The sequence below is a fragment of the Kribbella sp. NPDC050241 genome (assembly GCF_044459685.1).
Taxonomy (GTDB): Bacteria; Actinomycetota; Actinomycetes; order Propionibacteriales; family Kribbellaceae; genus Kribbella.
On sequence record NZ_JBITJE010000006.1, the window covers coordinates 167,223 to 186,472 of the forward strand.

The following is a 19,250-nucleotide window of genomic DNA, read 5'->3' on the forward strand; positions in this document are numbered from 1 at the left end:
GGCACGCCCCGACTCCGTCGCGGGGAGGGCCGGAAGGAGCACCGTGGCCGGAGTAGCCAGGTTCGTTGCCAGCAGTCTCGCGCCCGCCGCGCAGCGCCTTGCACCGCAGGCCGCAGCGGGTGCCCTGCGCCAGGTTCTCGAGATCGCGATCGACGGCTATCAGCGGTTCCCCGGCGCGGAGCGGATCGCCGAGACCAAGCTGGCCAAGGTCGGCGGTGACCCACAGCTCGCGATCGACGCCGTGATCGACCAGCACATCCGGCTGGCCGGTGTGCAGGGCTTCGCCACCGGCCTCGGCGGCCTGGTTACCCTCCCGGTCGCGCTGCCCGCGAACCTGACCGGCATCGCGATCGTCCAGGCACGCATGGTCGCGGCCATCGCGCACCTGCGCGGCTACGACCTCGGCGACCCACGCGTCCGCACCGCGGTGATCACCTGCCTGCTCGGCGAGGACGGCATCACCGACCGGCTGGAAAAGTCGAGTCTCCCGACGTCGCCGTTGGCGATCGCGACCGCCCCGGTGTTCGACCCCGAGCTGGACCGGCAGGTCGCCGGTGAGGTCGTCGGCGAGCTGATCGCGCGGATCAGCGGGAAGAAGATGGCGCTCACCTTCACCCGGCGGGTTCCGTTGCTCGGTGGCGCGGTCGCCGCCACCGTCGACGGCTGGTCGACGTACCGGGTCGGCCAGTACGCCGACAAGAGTCTGGTCCGCCGGATCCGTCGCCCGATCGAGCCCTGACGAGCGTGGTCGCGCCGTTCTGGGGCCCGACGCTCGACTGTCCGGATCCGCTGGAGCTGGGCGAGTTCTACCAGCGCGTCGCGGGTGGTGAGCTGGCCGTCGTCCACGAGGCGTTCGTGGAGCTGAGGTTCGAGACGTACAGCATCGGCTTCCAGCGCGACCTGAACTACCGGGCGCCGACCTGGCCCGATCCGCGCGTGCCGCAGCAGTGCCACCTCGACTTCATGGCGGCGGACCTGGACGCGGAGCAGACCCGCGTCATCGAGGCGGGCGCGACCCCGACCCCGCTCCAGCCGGAGCCATCGGTGTTCCGGGTCTTCCTCGACCCGGCCGGACACCCCTTCTGCCTGACCACCTGGCGTACGCCGAGCGGTCCACCCAAGTCCCGCTGAACGTCAGACCCCAGCCGCCGCCACCGAGCGGCGGGTCATCGGAAGCCGGTTGCGCGTCTGTTCGTCGGCCGGTGTCTCGACGAACAACACCAGCTCCGGATGCGCGGGCACAGCCAGCTCGGTGACGGTCAGATGCAGCTCACCGGCCAACGGGTGCAGGATGTGGCGCGGACGTGGACTGCACGCAGCGACCTCGTGCCGGGACCAGAGCTGAGCGAACTCCGGACTCAGCTTCTGCAGCCGCTCCAGGTCCGTCTCCCAGTCGGGGTCGCCGACATGCTCGCCGTACGCCGAGCGCAGCCGACCGACCAGATACGGGACCTCGGTGTCGTAGTTGAGCAACTGCTGCCGGGAGGTCGGCTCGGTGACGAGGCACCAGAGCAGGTTCTTGTGGATGCAGGGCAGTGCGTGCCAGTCGTGGAACAGGTCGCTGAACGCCGCGTTGGTCCGGACGATGTCGAACCGGGTGTTCGTGATCACCGCGGGCAACGGGTCGAGCGCGCCGAGGATCTCGGCGAGGACGTTCTCGTTCGCGCAATCGGTCACGCGCGGCGGCCGCGCCGGAGTCGCCTCGGCCAGGCGATACAGGTGTTCGCGTTCGATCGAGCTGAGTCGCAGCGTCCCGGCGACCGCGTCGAGCACCTGCCCGCTGGCGTTGATCGGCCGGCCCTGCTCGAGCCACGTGTACCAAGTCACGCCGACCCCGGCGAGCTGAGCGAGCTCCTCACGGCGCAGTCCGGGCGTACGACGCCGCCCGCCGGCCGGCAGGCCGACGTCCTCGGGGGAGACCCGGGCGCGCCGCGCCTTCAGGAATTCCCCGAGCTCGGTCCGGCGATCAGTCACCCGACCATCCTGACCGCACCTACCGACATTTCCCAGCGGATTACCCGGCGAGCGCCTGCACCACCCGGCTCGGCGACGGCTTGCCCAGCTGACCGGCCATCCAGACGCTGGTGGCGACCAGTTTCTCCAGGTCGACACCCGTCTCGATGCCGAGGCCGTCGAGCTGCCAGAGCAGATCCTCGGTGGCCAGGTTGCCGGTCGCGCTCTCGGCGTACGGGCATCCGCCGAGACCGCCCGCCGAGCTGTCGACCGTGGTGACGCCGGCGCGGAGCGCGGTCAGCGTGTTGGCGAGAGCCTGGCCGTACGTGTCGTGGAAGTGCACAGCCAGCTTGTCGACGCCCACCCCGGCGGCACCGAAGGCGGCGATCAGCGCGGTCACCTGCCCCGGCGTCGCCACACCGATCGTGTCGCCGAGGGACAGCTCGTGGCAGCCGAGCTCGACCAGCCGCGCGCCGACCTTCACGACCTGGTCGATCGGTACGTCGCCCTCCCACGGATCGCCGTAACACATCGACACGTAGCCACGGACCGTCAGCCCTTCGGCCAGGGCACGGTCGATCGTCGGGGTGAACATCGCGAACTGGTCGTCCAGCGTGGAGTTCAGGTTCTTCGCGGCGAAGGTCTCGGTCGCGCTGGCGAAGATCGCGATCTCCCGCACGTTCGCGGCCAGGGCCCGGTCGAGGCCGCGCTCGTTCGGGACCAGGACCGGCGCCCGGACGGCTTCCGGCAGGTCCAGCCCCTCGAGCAGTTCCGCGGCGTCGGCGAGCTGCGGCACCCACTTGGAGTGCACGAAACTGGTCGTCTCGATGGTCGTCAGCCCCGCGTCCACGAGCCGGTGGATGAACTCCGCCTTGACCGCCACGTCGACGATCGCCGACTCGTTCTGCAGTCCGTCGCGAGGGCCGACCTCGTAGATCGTGACCCGGCCGGGCAGTCCGTCGGCCCGCTCCACCTGCGGCTTCCGCATGTCCTTGCCCCTCCGTACCGCCGACAATGGTCGTGATGAACACTCTTGCTGACATTCTGCGTGGCGTCGAACGCGGCGCGTTCCCGCCCCCGGACCTCGGCACCACCGTCGTGCCCCCGCCGTCGGACCGAGCGTCCTGCCTGCTCGCGTTCACCGCCCACATCGTCATCGCCGCCGATGTCGACGCCGCCTGGGTCGCGGAGCGACTGCCACCAGGCGACCTGTGCGCACCGACGAACCCGCCGTTCCTGTCGGCTCTCGAGGCGGCGACCGGACGCCACGTGGCCTCCCTCGACGCGATGCTCCTTGCGCCGGCAGTCACCGACGCGGCGGAGCGCGCCGCGGCGACCGCCGGTCTCAGCGAAGTGACCGACCACCAGCACCCCCGGATCGAGAACGCCTTGCACGCCCGCGACGACGTCCGTGTGTACGTGGACGAGTACGGCGGGTTCGTGCTGACCGGACGCGGTCTCGCGGATCGCGTCGAGTGTGCGATCGAAGTACCGGGAGACGCCCGCGGCAAGGGACACGGGCGCCGGCTGGCGCGGGCCGCGCGGGCCTTGATTCCTGCGAATGCACACGTTTGGGCGCAGGTCACACCGGGCAATGCCGCATCGATGCGCACGTTCCTCGCGGCCGGATACCGGCCTGTCGGTTCGGAAGCTCTCCTGGTCAAGTGACCACCGGGTGAACATCCGATGGGCGGACCGTTGCTCGGGGCACCTAATCCACACCTGTGGACAACGTTGGGGACAACGTCCTCAGGCGGTGCGGAGCCGGCGGTGGTAGGTGTGCGGTTCGCCGGCGTAGAAGTTGCCGCGGTACAGACCCCGGATGATCTCGGCCTCGTAGCCGTCGAGTTCGGGCATGCCGAGTTCGCGGGCGATCTCGAGCTCGGCGTGCGCGTCGTACGGGACGCGGACGAACTGGATCGAGAACGTCGCCGGATCGGGTGAGTCCGGCACGCCTTCGAGGATCGTGTAGACCGGGGTCGGATCGTCCAGGCTGTTGCCGACCGAGCCGATGTTGAACAGCGTCCGGCCGAGATCGACCTCGTAGAACGGGTCGTGGGTGTCGGCGTACCCGACCATCGTCGGGATCGGTCCGGCGCCGGTGGCCTCGGTGTTCTCGAACATCAGCCGGTACTCCGCCTCGTCGTGATCGAACCGGACGCGCTTGTGAACGCTCGTCGACGACGCGTGGAACAACCGGATCTGCCGGCCGCTGAGCAGGAAGTCGTGGCAGAACGGGAGCCCTCGCAGCCAGGTCCCCTGGTCCTCGCGCAGTTCCTTCTGCCACCAGCGCAAACCCTCGGTGTCGAACTCGCGGTCCGGGTCGGGCAGCGAGTCGTCCCAGTTGCCGAGGATGTTCACCTCGCAGACCTCCCGGCACCGGTCCACCACCGCCTGCCCGCGCGGTCCCTTCCCGACGTAGTCACCGAGGTTGAAGATCCGCCCGATCCCCCGCCGCTCGATGTCCGCGAGCACCGCCTCCAACGCCGTCAGGTTCCCGTGCACGTCCGATATCAGCGCGATCCGCTCCAGCCCCATGTCCGTCATGGTTCCACCCTGCCGCACTCCACCGACACCGGTTTTCCCACGGCGGCCCCAGGCCTGTGGATAACTTCCGCGGCGATCGGCCGATCTTTGCCAGCCTTGATCCATGAGGCCGGAGCACGAGGACAAGTCACCGTTCGGACGCGGGTTCGTCACCGCCTGTGTGGTCGTCAGCGCGGTGCTGCTGTGCGGCGCTCTGCTGCTGGTCAGCGCTCTGACCTCGGACGACGACCATCAGGCGGCAGCGCAAACCGCACCCACAGCACTACCCGCGGCGTCCGCGACGCCCGACTCCCAGCCTGCCGCAACTGGAGAGGGCAACTGCGGTCCGCCCGGTGGTGATCAGACGATCCCGACGAAGCCGCCGGCCGTGGATGCCTGGGAGGTCAGCCGTCGCGTCGTCGTACCGCGATCGAGCGCGACCGGACCTGCCCGGACCGATCCCGACGGCTTCCGGCATTGCTTCGCCCACTCACCGACAGGCGCCGTCTTCGCTGCCTACAACGTGGTCGCCGCCTTCGCCGACCAGGAGCAGGCGCTCGCAACGATCCGCAAACTCATGGTCCCGGGTCCGGACACCGAGGCCCTGACGCGTGCGCAGAGCGAGTCGGAGCCATCCGGCTCGGCTGCCTCGCAGGTGGCCGGCTTCCGCGTGCTCGACGCCGGCGGGGACCGAGCCACGATCATGCTCGCACTTCCGGTCGAGTCGGCGTACATGAGCATCACGCTGACCATGCGCTGGTACGACGGCGATTGGCGCCTTCAGTCACCACCTCCCGGCGGGGCGGTCGGAGCGCCGTACTCCCAGCACCGGGACCTGAGCGACTTCGTGCCGTGGAGCGGTGTCTGATGTGTGGGCCGACGGAGATCGAGTGCCGCATCAGCAGAGGTCTGAACGACGTCGCCGGCAACGCACTGGAGCAGATCGCGAAGAGCATCGGGCAGGCGGCGTACGAGGGCATCCAGGCGATCGCGACCTTCTGGATCCACCAGCCGAGCCCGGCACTCTCGGTCGGCGCGGACACCTCGAGTCCGCGGAACAGCGCGATCGTCGACTTCCTCCAGGGCAGCGTGCTGTGGGTGTCGGCGGCCGTCTTCACCGTCGCGGTGCTGGTCGCCGGGATGCGGCTGGCCTGGGAGCAACGCGCCCGGCCGCTCCAAGAGTTGCTCAAGGCAACAATGGTGTTCGTCGCCGTCGGCGCGGCCGGGTCCGCGACACTGCAACTGCTGGCCGAGTGGTCGGACAAGCTCGCTGAGGCGATCATCCGCTCCGCCCATCCCGACGACACGACCCTGGCCACCGCACTCGCGAACGTGATGCTGCAAGGCTCCCTGGGCACGGTCACGGGAACGAGCCCGGCCACGCTGATCATGATGTTCGCCGGCGTCGCCGTCATTCTGGCCGCCCTGATCCAGGTCGTGCTGATGATCATCCGGTCGGCCATGCTGATCCTGCTGGCGGGCACGTTTCCGCTCGCGGCGGCCGCGACCAACACCGAGATCGGCCGGAGCTGGTTCCGCAAGTACTGCGGCTGGTCGCTGGCGTTCATCGCGTACAAGCCGGCCGCGGCGCTCATCTACGCGGCCGCGCTGAAGATGAACGAGCTCGGCATCGGGCAATCCGGCAACAGCTTCGTGCAGACCACCACCGGCCTGATGATGTTGTTCCTCGCGATCTTCGCGCTACCGGCCCTGCTCCGCTTCCTGGTTCCGGTCACTGCCGCGGTGGCCGGCGGCGGCTCGGGGATGGGCAGCGCAGTGGCCGATCCGGGCGGCATGGCGACCGGCGCCGTCGGTGTCGGCCGCTCGGTCTTCGGCCGAGGAGGCGGCGGATCGGGCCGGTCCGGTGGCGGATCCTCGGGCCGTGGTGCGTCGGGCGCGGTCGGGGTCGGGTCGCATCCCGGCGTCGTCGCAGCCGGCGGGATGGTGAACGGCGCGCGGAAGTTCGCCGGCGGTCTGGCCGGCGCCGCGGCGCACTCGGCCGGTGAGCAGGGCGGCGGATCGACCACTCCGACCTCGTCCTTCGGTCCGCTGTCCCAGCCCGGCGGATCCCGCGAACCCCGTCGCGAAAGGAAGGGTCCGAGTGGCAGTACGCCGTCCGCACCGCGCTAGACCGGATCCCGCCGAGGACGCTCGGTGGTGGCCGGGTTAGGCTCAGAAGCTTGTCGGTTCGGGGTCGATCTGTAGCCGAAAGGTCACCCCGTGTAGCGAAGTGACCTAGTCAGCTAATAGAGTCCGCGCATGACCATCGCGCCTTCGCTTTGCTCGCCCCTAGCGCTCGCCGATGCAGAACCCACCCGCGCCGCGGAACCATGGGAAAGCGACGTCCTCACCGCGTACGGTCTGCTGCGAGAAGCAGCGGCCGAACTCGATCATGTGATGCGTCACTCCCTCAAGCGCAGTGGTCTGCAAATGGCAATGTTCGAACTGTTGCTGCGGCTGGCCCGCAGTCACGGGGAGAAGCAGCGTCTCACCTCTCTAGCCCGGGAGCTGACCGTCACCACCGGCGGCATCACCCGGCTGGTCGACCGCGCCGAGAACCTCGGTCTGGTACGCCGGGAGCCCTGTCCCGACGATGCCCGCGGTTCGTTCGCGGTTCTCACCGAGGAGGGGAAGCGGCGGTTGCGCGAAGCACTGCCGGATCACCTCCTGGAGATCGACAGCCTCTGGATGTCCCAACTGGCCGACGAGCGGGAGGTTGTGCTCGGCAAGTTGCGCCGGGTTCGCGACAACGCCCGCCGCTGGCCGAACGGCCGGCCATCGCTGGGTCCGATCTCTCCCGAGCGCATCTGACGCAGTATCCGGGGCAAAACTCGATATTTGTATTACCCGCGACTAACGGATGGGGCGCCCGGCTGGTGCCGGGCGCCCCGCCGCGTAATGGTTGAGAGGTGAACCAGCAACTCGTCGACCAGCCGCGGGTGCCCCAACGTCGTACCGAGGGCAGGAACGGGATCCGCTGGCGTGGTGCCCTCGGTGGCATCCTCGCCGCTGTGTCCGGACTGGCGGCCGGGAGCGTGGCCGCCGGCCTCCTCGGCACCTCGCAGACACCCGTGGTGGCGATCGGGTCGGCGTTCATCGACCGGGTCCCGCCGTGGCTCAAGGACCTGGCGATCTCCTGGTTCGGCACCAACGACAAGACCGCGCTGCGCGTCGGCATCGTGATCGTCCTGCTCGCCCTGGCCGCGATCGGCGGCATTCTCGCGGTACGGCGCTACTGGGCCGGCGCACTGATCATCGTCGTACTGACCGGGGCGGCGGTGATCGCGGCGGCGACGCGGGCGGACGCCGGACAGACCGGGTTCCTGCCGTCAGCGGTCGCCGGGATCACGGCCCTGATCATTCTGCGGCTCTTCAGCAGGCGGCTCGAGCCGCTCCTCCAAGGACTCGACGACGGCGTGAGCCGGCGCGGGTTCCTGCAGTTGTCGGCCGGAGTCGCGATCGGCGCGGCGGCCGTTGGGCTGCTCGGCCGGGTGGTCTCGGGGAACCGTGCCGCCGTCGCCGATGCACGGAAGGCGCTCAACCTGCCGAAACCGCCGAGCCTCGACGCGCCGGCGGGTGCGCAGGCCGACGGCGCGGTGCCGTGGGTCACCCCGAACGACGACTTCTACCGGATCGACACGGCGCTGTCGGTGCCGCAGATCCTGCCGTCGGACTGGAAACTGCGCATCCACGGCATGGTCGACCACGAGATCGAACTGAGCTTCGACGACCTGCTGAAGCGCCCGGTCCTGCACAAGTGGGTGACGCTGACCTGCGTGAGCAACGAGGTCGGCGGCGACCTGATCGGGAACGCGCTGTGGTCCGGCGTACTGCTCAAGGACCTGCTGCAGGAGGCCGGCCCGTCTGCGGACGCCGACGCGATCCAGTCCACGTCGAAGGACGGCTTCACCGCGGGGACGCCGCTCAGCACGCTGCTCGACGATCGTCAGGCGATGCTGGCCTACGCGATGAACGGGCAGCCGTTGCCGGTCGAGCACGGGTTCCCGGTGCGGATCGTCGTACCCGGGCTGTACGGGTACGTCTCCGCGACGAAGTGGCTGACGGACATCGAGGTGACCCGGTTCGACCAGTTCGAGGCGTACTGGACGCCGCGCGGCTGGTCGGCGCTCGGGCCGATCAAGTTGTCGTCGCGGATCGACGTACCGGGTGGCAAGGAGGTGCCGGCGGGTCAGGTCACGGTGGCCGGGGTCGCGTGGGACCAGCACGTCGGGGTATCCAAGGTCGAGGTCCGGGTGGACGGTGGCCCGTGGCACGAGGCGACACTGGCGACGGACGCGTCGATCGACACCTGGCGGCAGTGGCACTGGACCTGGGACAACGCGCCGCACGGGATGCACATGCTGCAGTCCCGGGCGTTCGATGCCAAGGGCAACCCACAGGTCGAGGCCTCGGCACCCCCCGCACCGAACGGCTCGACCGGCCTCCACACGGTGAGCGTGAAGGTCAACTAGTCGGTCACCGCGGTCAGGACCATCGGCAGGAAGGTGCGTTCGAGCGAGCCGGCCGGGACCTTGCGGGGCTCCAGCAGGCTTTGTGACCGCGCACCTTCGTGTACGGCGATGACGAGCCGGACGAACTGCTCCGCCGGGACACTCATCCGCATCCCGCTGGTCTCGGAGATCTCCTCGACCAGCTTGGTCAGGCTGGACCGGAACATCGCCCGCTGCCGATTGAGCGCCCGCGCCGCCTCCGGGTTTTCGCAACGCGTGCAGGGTGAACTCGGTGGAGATCAGATGCCACTGCCGCTGGTCCCCGGCCGCCTCGTCGAGCAGCCCGAGTACGGCGTCCAGCAGGGTGCCGGGCTGATTCGCAAGGTCCGGCAGCAGCGCGCCGATCTGCTCGAGCAGGCGGTCGGTGGTTGCCTGGAACAACGCCAGCACCAGCTCGTCCTTGGACCCGAAGTTCGAGTAGAAGGCGCCTCGGGTGAAGCCGGCCCGCTCGCAGATGTCCTCCACCGAAGCGCAGTTGAACCCGCGCTCGGCGAACACCACGTTCGTCGCGATCCTGCACGCGTTGTCCGCCTGGTTCGGTGCCGTCGGCAAGTTCCTCGGCTTGGTCCTGATGGTGATCCAGCTGGTCAGCGCCGGCGGTACCTTCCCGTGGCAGACGATCCCCGCGCCCACCACGTCCTGGTCAGCGTCGACTTTGTGCACCGGATCCGCATCCCAGCGGCGGTTCGGTGCGCACGCGGTGCACAAAGTCGACGGGATCGCTAGTTGCGGGGCGTCAGTTGGAAGCCAGGACGCCAGCGGCAGTGAAGTTGTAGGTGGTGTTGGCGATGGTGAGGGACCGGATCGCGCCGTGCCAGGCGTTGTCCCGGCCCTTGCCGACGCCGGCGGAGATGAACTTCGCGTCGTCGCCCAGCTTGGACAGCGCCTCGGTCAGCGTGCACCGCGAACCGTTGATGCCGCACCGGTCCGTGCCGGTGTTGAAGTATGTACCGGTGAACCCCCAGTGGTTCCCCGTGTCGGCCTTCGCGTCGATCGAGGTCCAGGTGTTCGACGCCGAGTTGTCCGGCGTGTAGACCAGCGTCGTGTACGTCGCGCCCGTGGCCGGGTTCGAGATCTCGAACTTGATCGACGGCATGTTGCCCGCGATCGCCGAGTTCTCACCCGTCTGGAAGACCTCGTACTTGACCGCGGACAGGGTACCCGCGACCGGCTTGGCCGCGAAGTCGGCCTCGTTGCCCCACATGACGGCGTCCTGGCCGGTCGGGATGTTGAAGTTCAGGCCCTCGCCGGACGAAGACTGCCCCAGCTCGGGAGGAGCTTCCGGGGTCACATCGGTTTGGGAACACGGAGCGTTACATCGGCGCCGGAAGTAGTTTGGTTGCCCCCCGGTTCGTGCCCAAACCCACGGCCCGTGCGAGCTACCTGTTGACGAAGGCGGAGGTTTCGGAGAGCAGGCGGGTGGTGGTGGGCTGGTCGAAGAAGGTGATGAGGGCTTCGTAGGCGCCGGAATTGGCGGCCGAGGGGTCGACGATGTAGCCGTAGTAGCCGTCCGTGTAGCCGACGACGCGGGTGATCGGGTGCGTACTGTCCGCCTGCAGGCAGGCGCCGTGCAGAGCGAACAGTTCGACCGGCAGGTTGACCCAGCACACGTGGCCCATCGTCACCACGCTGACCGGCAGGTCCAGCGTCTCCGGCAGCGATGCAGCAGCCATCAGCGCCTGGCCGCGCGCACCGTCGAGCCGGGTCTGCGCGATCCGGGACGACGGGTCGTCGACGCCGTCACGCAAGGATCGCTCGGCCGTCGCGACGGCCGAGGCCCGATCGTCGGCCGAGGGTAGATCGCGGACCGGCAGGCTGATCGTCGTACGGCGGATGACCGGGGCCGATCGGGGTAGCTCGAGGCCCGGGCCGGCCAAGGCCTCGCGGACCCGGGACGCGAGCAGACCGCCCAACCGGGCGACCTCGACGGCGCCGCGGCCCTGGCGCGTGAAGCGCGGACTGACGTCGCCGGCGGCACCTTGGAGGTAACCGACCACCGCGGGTGCCAGTGCTGCACGAGCAGCGCCGGGCCAGTCGGCGGAGTACTGCAGGTTCTCCGGGCCGTGGGTTGTCGGATGGCAGGCGAAGTCCAGCAGGATCGCCTCCAGCGAGCCGTCGAGGGAGTGGAGCGCGAGGACGCCGGCGGTGTTGTCGTGCGGACCGTTCCGCCGGTGCCGGTTGGTGCCGACCCCGATCACCTCGATCGATCGCCAGGACGCCGTCACCGGACGGCGCTCCAACGTTGCATTGGCGATCGACGCGCTCAGCGCCTCGTACAGCACCCGCTCCCGCTCCGCCGGGATGACCGGGTGGATCTGGCCGGTCCATCCGGACGGCGCGGAGTGCGTGTGCGACGCGGACACCACCACGTTCGCCGGCGGGATCCCGGCCACCTTGGCGGCGGCCGCGGCCAGTTCCGTGGTCAGTTGCTTGCCCACAGCAATCGCGTCCAGAGTCAGCCACAGCACCCCCGGGTCGTCCGCCGTACCGAGCCAGATGATGGTGGCTCGCAACGGGTCCGCGGCACCGGTCGCGGGAGCGGTCCGGGCCGCGTACCCATCCAGGCGGTGCCCGGGCGGCGGGGTGACGTCGAGCGACGTCGCGGCGAGCAGGAGATCGGTCACTTGAGGGCTCCAGCGGTCATACCGGTGCTGATCTGTCGATGGAAGGCAAGATAGACCGCCAGCACGGGGAGGATCGAAATGGTCAGTCCGGCGAACAGGCCGGAGAAATCACTGTGGTATCCCTGCGTCACCGCGATGTTCGCCAAACCCTGGGTGACGAGGTAGCGACTCTCGTCGGTGTTCAGCACCAGCGGGAGCAGGTACTCGTTCCACATCCCGAGGAACTGGAAGATGCCGATGCTGACCAGACCGGGGCGAGCCAGCGGCAGCATGATCCGGAACAGCACACCCCAGTGTGAGCAGCCGTCGACGAGCGCCGCCTCGGCGAGTTCCTTCGATTGGGTCCGGAAGAACGCGGTCAGGAAGAACACCGAGAACGACATGCCGTGTGTCGCGTACACCAGGATCAGGCCGAGGTACGTGTTGAGCAGACCCAGGTTCTGAACCACGAAGAACAACGGCACGAGGGCCATGAACCCAGGGAACACCATGCCGCCAACAAAGACGTAGTACAGCAGCCGGCTGCCCGGAAACTCGAAGTGCGCGAGCACGTACGCGACCGCGGACGACAGCAGCAGGGTCAGCAGTACGCCGCCGCAGACGACGATCACACTGTTGAAGAAGTACGTGCCGATGTGGGATTCGTTCCAGGCCCGGGAGAAGTTGTCCCAGTGCCACACCGACGGCAGACTCCACGGACTCTTGAAGATGTCCGCGTCGGACTTGAACGAGCTGAGCACCGCCCAGAGCAGCGGGAACACCACCATCGCGCCCCAGACCAGCACGAACCCCTGGGACGTGCCGCCCAGCACCCGCGATCCCACGGTCCGCCCTGTCGGTGGGTCCGGTACGGCGGGAGCCGGGGCGGCGTCGATCCGGGCCGGATCCGTCAGTGTGGCCACCTGTGCTCCTCAGTACTCGACCCGCTCGCGGCGGGTCAGCCGGAACGTCAGCAGGGTCAGGATCATGTTGATGGCGAACAGCGTTACCCCGATCGCCGAGGCGTAACCGAACTTCCCGTAGGTGAAGGCGTTCGTGTACATGTACAGCGAGATCACCTGGGTCGCGTCGTCCGGTCCACCCGGCCCGACCGACAGGATCTTCACCAGCGCGAACAGGTCCAGGGCGCCGATCACCTGGAACGCGAGCGCGACCTGGACGGTGTTCCAGATCAGCGGCAACGTCAGCCGCCAGAACGACTGGAACGCGCCGGCGCCGTCGAGCAGCGCCGCCTCGTACAACTCCCGCGGGATCGCCGCCATCGCCGCGGTGAACAGAACGACGTAGAAGCCGACGCCACCCCAGACGACCACAGCCATGATCGAGCCGAGCGCGGTCTTCCCGTCGCCGAGCCACAGCTCGGCCAGACCGTCCAGCCCGATCGCCCGCAGGAACCCGTTCAGCAATCCGTTCCGCGGCTCGAAGACGAACTGCCACAGCACGCCGACGACCGCGATCGACAGCACGCTGGGGAAGAAGTACACGACCTTGTAGAACTTCGCGCCCGGTACGCCGCCGCGGTAGTTCAGCATCGCGGAGAAGAACAGCGACAGCGTGACGATGATCACCGGCAGACTGACCAGCAGGAACAGGTTGTGCCGCAGCGCCACCCAGAACACCGAGTCGTGGAACAGCGTGACGAAGTTGTCGAACCCGATGTAGTGGTAGTCCGCCGACAGGCCCTCCCAGTCGGTGAACGCGATCGGGAAGGCCTGCACGTACGGCGAGACCACGAACACCGCGTACAAGCCGAGCGGGACGAGCAGCAGGCTGAGGACGAACCGGTACTTGCCGTGGTGCATGTCAGACGTGGAACTTCTTGATCGACGAGTCCTTGGCGGTCTCGTCGGCGTACTTCTGCATCTGCTTGCTCCACTCGTCCGGCGTCACCTCGCGGTTCATCAGCGCCGCCATCGCCTTGTCCGAGTTGTCGAGCAGCTTCTTGTACCACAGCCGGAACGACCAGTCGGCGAACATGTTCGTGCCGGCCGCGGTGATCACGTCCTGCATGGACTTGTTCGCGGACGACAGCTCGACGCCGTCGGACGCGCCCTGCACCACGGTCAGCGACTTGGTCACCTGGGTGAAGTTCTTCATGCACTGCTTGGACAGGATGATCCGCAGCAACTCCAGGCCGCCCTGCGGGTTCTTCGCCTTGGCCGGCACGATCAGCGCCCCACCCGGGCCGCCGGTCACCGTCTCGAACGGCGCCTTGTCGTCCTTCGACCAGCCCGGGACCGGCACCATCGTCATGCCGAGGTCCTTGGGCGCGATGGCGCCCAGCTCGTTCTCCAGCCAGCCGCCGCACGGGATGAACACGGCCTTGCCCTGCGCCCAGTAGGTCTGCGACTGCGTGTGCGACAGCGCCTGCGAACCCTCCAGCAGGTAGCCCTTCGCGGCCAGCTCCTGGTAGCCCTCGGCGGCCTGGATCAGGGCCGGATCCCGCCAGGCGTTCGGCTCGAGGTTGTCGACCTTCTTCTTCAGGTCCGGCCCGGCCGCCTTGTACGCCGTCATCAGCATCGGGTTGGTCAGGTAGCCGGGGAACTTGCCCTGGTAGGTCCACGGCGCGATCCCGGTCTTCTTGATCTCCTCGCAGAGTGCGAGCATCTCGTCCCAGTGCTTGGGGTAGGTCCAGCCGTGCTTGTCCATCAGCGGCTTGCTGTACCAGATCCCGCCGACGCCGAACACGTACGGCATCTCGTACTTCACGCCGTCGTACCGGCCGGCCTCGGCGACGCCCGGCAGCAGGGTGTCCTTGACCTTCTTGCCGGGCTCGTCGTACGCGTCCATCTCGAGCAGCGCGCCGATGTCCATGACCTGCTTCTTGGCGGCCAGGGTGGCGCCGTCGAGGCCGACGTTCTCGATCAGGTCGGGCGGGTTGCCCTGGATGAACCGGGGCTGGAGCTGCTGCTGGAGCTGTTGGCCGCTGGTCAGTTTCACCTCCGCTTGCGGGAACTCCTTGCGGTAGAGGTCCAGTGGCATCGTGGTCCATTCCTTGCCGTAGCCGCCGTCGAAGTTGAAGAACTCCAGCGGCTTCGAGCCGTCCACCGAGGCGCCGGTACTCGCGGCCGGCGCGGACTTGTCGGCGACCGGCTTCGCACAGGAGGCGAGCGCCGCAACGGCGGGCGCGGCCAGCGCCACGCGGAGGAGGGTACGGCGGTCGACCTTGCCGGCAATGCTCATGTGTCGCGTCCTCTCCCAGGGTTGAGTTGCGTCATGGATACGCCGCCCGGCACTCGCGCGGAAGAGGATTCGACCCTCGTCGACAAGGTGGGCTAGACCACTCGGATGGCCTATGTACCCGGGATCGCCTCGACCAATCGGGCCGTGATGTCCATCGGATTCGTGATCGCGTGACCGACCACGACGGCGTACGCGCCCGCATCGCACACAGCGCGGACGTGTTCGGGCGTACGAATCCTGCCTTCGGCAACGATCGGGCAGTCCAGCTTCGCCGCGAGCTGCCGGACCAGCTCGACGTCTGGTCCGGCCGGCGACGTGCCATTGGTATACCCGGACAGCGTGGTCGCGACCAGGTCGGCGCCCGCCGCACGGGCCGCGAGACCCGCGTCGACGCTGTCCACATCGGCCAGTACCGGTACGCCGAGCTCCTCGTGGATCCGGGCGATCTGCTGGTCCAGCCGTTGCCCGTCCGGCCGCGGCCGCATCGTGCCGTCCAGCGCGATCAGGTCGGCCCCGGCCCGGGCCACCCCGACGGCCGAGTCGTACGTCGGGGTGATGAATACGCCGGCCGGATCGCCGAGTTTGTTCAGCCCGATGATCGGCAGGTCCGTGACTGCCCGGATCGCTGCCACGTCGAGCGCCCCGTTCACCCGGATCGCCCCGGCCCCGCCCGCCTCGGCCGCGCGGGCCATCAGCGCCATCGCGTCGGGCGAGTAGAACGGATTGCCTGGCCCGGCCTGGCAGGACACCACAAGGGTGCCGTGGGCAAGAACTCTCATCGTCTGTTATCACCCCCGAGCGAAGCGAGGGCGCCCTTTCTGTTGTGTCTTGCGGTGGATCACGGTGAGGTCGGCATACGGCTGCAGCGATCCGGTCGCGAGCCGCTCGGCGCCGTCGAGCGAGTTGCCGACGGCGGGGGTCAGCCGTGCACGGGCCGACAGCGCCGCGCGGACCGGCTCCAGCAACTGATCGCCGGCACCGCGGAACAGCCCGCCGACACACGCGACCGGCACCGGTCCTTCTCCGGCCAACTGCGCAACGGCCGCGTTGATCGTCTCGCCGATGTCCCCGGCCGCCTGTACGACGAGGTCCGCGGCAACCGGGTCCCCTTCGGCGGCACAGCGCAGTACGTCGGGAGCGAAGCGGGCAACGTCGTCGACCAGCGTCGCGGATCGATAGAGCGTGACCGGATCGAGCGGGGTGTCCGCGAGCTTCGTCACCGGGCCGCGGCCGTCGCGGGCCCGCTGGACGGCAACCAGACCGGCACGACCGATCGCGAAGGCACTGCCCGCGTCGCCGAACAGGTACCCGTGTCCGTCGAGCTTGTGCCAACTGCCGTCGCGATCCACCGCGAGACAGACAAGCCCGGTGCCTGCGGCAACCACCACGCCGTACCCGTCGGGCAGCGCGCCGGCGTGCGCGGTCACCATGTCCTGGGTCAGCCGCACCTCGTCGGCGTCCAGCAGTTCGCCGACGTCCGCCGCGAACTCTTCCGCGGCTCCCGGCGCAGGCGGATAACCCGTGAGGCCGAGAGCGACCACCTCGACCGGTCCGCTCACACCTGCCTCGGCGGCGGCCGCTCCGATGGCGGTCAGCATCCGTCGGAGCGCGTCCGGGCCGTGGGTGTACCCAGGGCCGGTGCCGGTGCGCCGGGACGGGAGGGCTCGGAGTCGGAGAGCGGACTGACCGCCGTCAATCGCGAGGTGAGTCATGCGGTGATCCAGTGTGAGTAGTCCTGCCACGGCAGGTGCCAACGGTTCACCTTGCGGGTCCGGCGGTCCTGTCCGGCGATGTCGTTGGCGACCAGGCGGACGGTTCCGAGCGTCTCGTCGTACAGCACGGCCGGCGAACCGGTGAAGTGCAAGGTGCCGACAGGTTCCCACGGGGTGTGGCCGCCACGCACGTCGATCATCGAGCAGTGGTGGATCCGGCGGTCCGCACCGAGCACGTACACCTCGACCGCGTCGGCGCCGGGGTTGAAGGCGGCCACCGGGTCGTCGGCCAGTTCCAGCTCGCCAACTTGTTGCCACCGGCCCTGACCGACGCGGTCGTCCAGGTAGGTGTGGTGCAGGTGGCCGTCCGCGCCGCGGACATAGATCTCGGTCGATCGGGCCGGCTCGTTCCGCGCCCAGACCGGTTCACCGGCTGCGACCAGATCGCCGAGCACTGCCTGAGCGCCGTCCTGGGTACGGACGATCCGGCCGTCGTCACGCCGCGCGAAACTGACCGGTGCCGGGCGTCCGGTGAGGATCGCGTCGAACTCTGCCTGGACCTTCCCGACGGTGGCGCTGTGCCCGGTGCTGGGTTCGGGCGGGAAGAAGGGGTCGCTGTTCAGGTAGAGCATCGCGCCGATCAGCGCGGGCGCCACGGACCAGCCGGTCTCGACGCAGTACGGTCCCCAGCCGAGGTCCGCGTTCGAACCGAAGTACTCCCACGCTTCGAAGTCGAACGCCCGCTGCCAGGTCCCGTCGAGTTGCTCGTCGTCCGGGTCGTCGATCTGGATCCGGCTCAGATAGTCGAGCACGCCGTGCGCCAGCTCCTCGAACTCCTTCTCCCCGGTGACCTGGTACGCGAGCGGCAGCGCCCAGGCGGCGAACGGGGTGCCGTACAGCTGGTCGGTGATCGGGTCGCCGTTCGCCTGGAAGATGGACGCCTCATCGACGCCGTACGCCTCGTTGCTCGGCGGACACTTCCCGTCCCACTCGGCGAACCCGCCGTCCGGGCCCTGCCGGCTCTTCAGGTACTCCGCCAGCGAGCGGAGCGTGTCCAGGTAGAGGGGCTTGTGGGTGTAGCGGTAGGCGCCGACCAGCGGCAGGAGGAAGCGGCCGGCCTCACAGGTCCGGCTGGTCTCCAGGCGGGCGCGCGGATGGTGGCTCGCCATGTGGTCCAGTCCGCGGGTGGCGATGTCGAGGTACCGCTGCTCACCGGTCAGGCCGTACGCGTACAGGTAGGCGCACTGGGCCGAGCTCTGCCAGTGCGAGGTCAGGTCGAGGCCGTCCTCGATCGGGGTCCGGGCGATCTCCTCCCAGCCCTTCACCAGGATCGTCGACGGGGTTCGCCACGGGTCGACCTGCAGGCCGAGCTCATCGCTCGCGGTCCGCATCAGCGACTCGACGCCGCGCAGCCCGGCCTCGGTCGCACCGGAGATCAGCGCGAAGAGGGAGATCCAGCCGTTGTCGTCGGCAAACAGGTTGTTCGTCGCGGTCAGGTCGGTACGAGCTCCACGCGGTTCCCAGGCGCCGTACAGCTGGTTGCGGTCCGTGAGCTGTTCCTCCTCGACCACGAGACGCATCAGGTTGTCGGCGATCGTGTGACCGCGCGGGAAGTCCGCCAGGTCGGCATACATCCGGAAGGCGTGCGCTGTCTGGGTGAAGCAGTCGCCGCGCGGCACCGGACGGAACGGGAGCCTGCCGTCGACGTCGACCTCGTTGGAGAAGCCTTCCGCGACGCCCTTGGACCCGTCCGGCCGGTCGTAGAACATGCCGGCCCGGTCGAACCACGCAATGCCCTTGTCGACCATCCGGCGATAACGCTCCGCCCGCGGCCCGACCCTGACGGTCGTCTGCTGGTCGCCGACGGTGAAGGTGTGTTCGCCGTCATCGAGGTACTGCGGCTCGGACTCGAACCTCCCGGTCGCGGTCTCGGTCAGGTCGAGATCCGGGGACGACGGCTTGGTCGCGGACCGCGCGACCAGACGGACCGGTTCGCCGGATGCAACCCAGACGCGCGGCTCGGTGAAGACCTCGAGGTCCGGTGGGATCTCGGTGCCGGTGACCTCGGCGACGATCACCTGCATCAGGCGCCGCCAGCGGCGTACCGGCTTGTAGCGGCCCTCGAGGTGGTGGCTGAGTGCAGTCGTGGCGTAGAGCAATCGGCCGTCGCCGACCGGGATGTCCAGCAGGGCCGGGAAGGTGTGTTCGGGTGGGCCGAAGACCGCCTTGTGCGTGCCGGCGACCGAGCCGTAGCTGAGCAGCTCGACCGCGTTGTTCGGGGCGGCTACTTCCTGAGCGCGGGACAGGTGCTCGTCCAGGATGCTGAGCGGCTCCAGCCCTGGCAGCGCCGCCGTGGTGAAGATCCGCTCGATGTGCGCCTCCCGCACGTCCCCGGCCGGCAGGAACCCGGTCTCGTCGAGGGCGAACTCGACGTACGCCGATCCGCCTGAAGCGACGTACTGCGCCAGCGCGCCGGTGTCGAGGTGGTCGGGTTCCGGATAGCGGCCGGCGAGGACGAACACCGCACGATGACCGGTGAGCTCGGCGGGCTGGGCGTCGTACCGGACGTAGGGGAGTCCGGCCCGGTCGAGGGCACCGGTGAGCGTGGCCGCCGGGCCGGGTGGTCCGATGACGGCGACAGGCGCTGATGCGGTCACCGGTTCACTGTCGCCGACTCCGCCCGGCCGGGTAAAGCACCTTGAGTAGACCACTCGGGGCTTCCGTGACACGCCGGTCTCACC

Annotated in this window: 19 protein-coding genes and 1 pseudogene; 7 read left to right on the plus strand and 13 right to left on the minus strand. The window is 68.9% G+C overall.

Annotation, left to right across the window (positions count from 1 at the left end):
- Window positions 1-43 precede the first annotated feature (43 nt).
- Together ACIBG5_RS27560 and ACIBG5_RS27565 are read left to right on the plus strand one after the other, a co-directional pair.
- Window positions 44-739, plus strand: coding sequence for an EcsC family protein (locus ACIBG5_RS27560; protein WP_396394345.1), 696 nt, complete (start codon window positions 44-46; stop codon window positions 737-739).
- Window positions 740-744: 5 nt separating this feature from the next.
- Entirely contained in the window at window positions 745-1,131 is a 387-nt protein-coding gene (locus tag ACIBG5_RS27565; protein WP_396394346.1) for a VOC family protein, read from the plus strand.
- A gap of 3 nt (window positions 1,132-1,134) precedes the next feature.
- Here ACIBG5_RS27565 and ACIBG5_RS27570 read toward each other — a convergent pair whose 3' ends face one another.
- Together ACIBG5_RS27570 and ACIBG5_RS27575 are read right to left on the minus strand one after the other, a co-directional pair.
- Complete coding sequence (locus ACIBG5_RS27570) at window positions 1,135-1,974, minus strand: helix-turn-helix transcriptional regulator (protein ID WP_396394347.1); 840 nt, start codon at window positions 1,972-1,974, stop codon at window positions 1,135-1,137.
- A 40-nt stretch (window positions 1,975-2,014) separates the two neighbouring features.
- The gene (locus ACIBG5_RS27575; RefSeq protein ID WP_396394348.1) at window positions 2,015-2,941 is read right to left on the minus strand and encodes a hydroxymethylglutaryl-CoA lyase; all 927 of its coding nucleotides are present in this window, start codon (window positions 2,939-2,941) and stop codon (window positions 2,015-2,017) included.
- Window positions 2,942-2,976: 35 nt separating this feature from the next.
- Between ACIBG5_RS27575 and ACIBG5_RS27580 the strand changes: the two genes are divergently transcribed.
- Window positions 2,977-3,621 carry a GNAT family N-acetyltransferase gene (locus ACIBG5_RS27580; protein WP_396394349.1) on the plus strand — a complete coding sequence of 215 codons (645 nt, stop codon included), beginning with the start codon at window positions 2,977-2,979 and terminating at the stop codon, window positions 3,619-3,621.
- An 81-nt stretch (window positions 3,622-3,702) separates the two neighbouring features.
- On the opposite strand, the gene ACIBG5_RS27585 is transcribed toward ACIBG5_RS27580, so the two are convergent.
- Window positions 3,703-4,500: a metallophosphoesterase family protein gene (locus ACIBG5_RS27585; protein WP_396394350.1), complete on the minus strand. Its 798-nt coding sequence runs from the start codon at window positions 4,498-4,500 to the stop codon at window positions 3,703-3,705.
- A gap of 103 nt (window positions 4,501-4,603) precedes the next feature.
- On the opposite strand from ACIBG5_RS27585, the gene ACIBG5_RS27590 reads away from it, so the two are divergent.
- The 4 genes from ACIBG5_RS27590 (at window position 4,604) to ACIBG5_RS27605 (ending at window position 8,951) form a co-directional block, all read left to right on the plus strand.
- Window positions 4,604-5,347 carry a hypothetical protein gene (locus tag ACIBG5_RS27590; protein ID WP_396394351.1) on the plus strand — a complete coding sequence of 248 codons (744 nt, stop codon included), beginning with the start codon at window positions 4,604-4,606 and terminating at the stop codon, window positions 5,345-5,347.
- Complete coding sequence (locus tag ACIBG5_RS27595) at window positions 5,347-6,609, plus strand: hypothetical protein (RefSeq protein WP_396394352.1); 1,263 nt, start codon at window positions 5,347-5,349, stop codon at window positions 6,607-6,609. Before ACIBG5_RS27590 ends, ACIBG5_RS27595 begins: the two co-directional genes overlap by 1 nt.
- 129 nt (window positions 6,610-6,738) lie before the next feature.
- The gene (locus ACIBG5_RS27600; protein WP_396394353.1) at window positions 6,739-7,290 is read left to right on the plus strand and encodes a MarR family winged helix-turn-helix transcriptional regulator; all 552 of its coding nucleotides are present in this window, start codon (window positions 6,739-6,741) and stop codon (window positions 7,288-7,290) included.
- Window positions 7,291-7,388: 98 nt separating this feature from the next.
- A complete protein-coding gene (locus ACIBG5_RS27605; protein WP_396394354.1) occupies window positions 7,389-8,951 on the plus strand; it encodes a molybdopterin-dependent oxidoreductase in 1,563 nt (520 codons plus the stop codon).
- Here ACIBG5_RS27605 and ACIBG5_RS27610 read toward each other — a convergent pair.
- From ACIBG5_RS27610 to ACIBG5_RS27655, 10 genes and pseudogenes are all read right to left on the minus strand, one after another.
- Window positions 8,948-9,157, minus strand: coding sequence for a hypothetical protein (locus tag ACIBG5_RS27610; RefSeq protein ID WP_396394355.1), 210 nt, complete (start codon window positions 9,155-9,157; stop codon window positions 8,948-8,950). The genes ACIBG5_RS27605 and ACIBG5_RS27610 overlap by 4 nt on opposite strands.
- Before the next feature lie 271 nt (window positions 9,158-9,428).
- Window positions 9,429-9,653: pseudogene (locus tag ACIBG5_RS27615) on the minus strand (hypothetical protein); the annotation flags it as partial.
- A gap of 73 nt (window positions 9,654-9,726) precedes the next feature.
- Window positions 9,727-10,281 (minus strand): hypothetical protein, encoded by a 555-nt coding sequence (locus tag ACIBG5_RS27620; protein ID WP_396394356.1) that lies wholly within the window; start codon window positions 10,279-10,281, stop codon window positions 9,727-9,729.
- Between the two features lie 88 nt (window positions 10,282-10,369).
- On the minus strand, window positions 10,370-11,614 hold the full coding sequence (locus ACIBG5_RS27625; protein WP_396394357.1) for a hypothetical protein: 1,245 nt from the start codon (window positions 11,612-11,614) through the stop codon (window positions 10,370-10,372).
- Complete coding sequence (locus ACIBG5_RS27630) at window positions 11,611-12,516, minus strand: carbohydrate ABC transporter permease (protein WP_396394358.1); 906 nt, start codon at window positions 12,514-12,516, stop codon at window positions 11,611-11,613. Before ACIBG5_RS27630 ends, ACIBG5_RS27625 begins: the two co-directional genes overlap by 4 nt.
- A gap of 9 nt (window positions 12,517-12,525) precedes the next feature.
- On the minus strand, window positions 12,526-13,416 hold the full coding sequence (locus ACIBG5_RS27635; RefSeq protein WP_396394359.1) for a carbohydrate ABC transporter permease: 891 nt from the start codon (window positions 13,414-13,416) through the stop codon (window positions 12,526-12,528).
- Between the two features lies 1 nt (window position 13,417).
- Window positions 13,418-14,797 carry an N-acetylglucosamine/diacetylchitobiose ABC transporter substrate-binding protein gene (gene ngcE, locus ACIBG5_RS27640; RefSeq protein WP_396394360.1) on the minus strand — a complete coding sequence of 460 codons (1,380 nt, stop codon included), beginning with the start codon at window positions 14,795-14,797 and terminating at the stop codon, window positions 13,418-13,420.
- A gap of 110 nt (window positions 14,798-14,907) precedes the next feature.
- Window positions 14,908-15,576, minus strand: a complete 669-nt coding sequence (locus ACIBG5_RS27645) for an N-acetylmannosamine-6-phosphate 2-epimerase (protein ID WP_396394362.1) — start codon at window positions 15,574-15,576, stop codon at window positions 14,908-14,910.
- Between the two features lie 9 nt (window positions 15,577-15,585).
- Window positions 15,586-16,509, minus strand: coding sequence for an N-acetylglucosamine kinase (locus ACIBG5_RS27650; protein ID WP_396394363.1), 924 nt, complete (start codon window positions 16,507-16,509; stop codon window positions 15,586-15,588).
- Window positions 16,506-19,166, minus strand: a complete 2,661-nt coding sequence (locus tag ACIBG5_RS27655; protein ID WP_396394364.1) for a hypothetical protein — start codon at window positions 19,164-19,166, stop codon at window positions 16,506-16,508. Before ACIBG5_RS27655 ends, ACIBG5_RS27650 begins: the two co-directional genes overlap by 4 nt.
- Window positions 19,167-19,250: the final 84 nt, after the last annotated feature.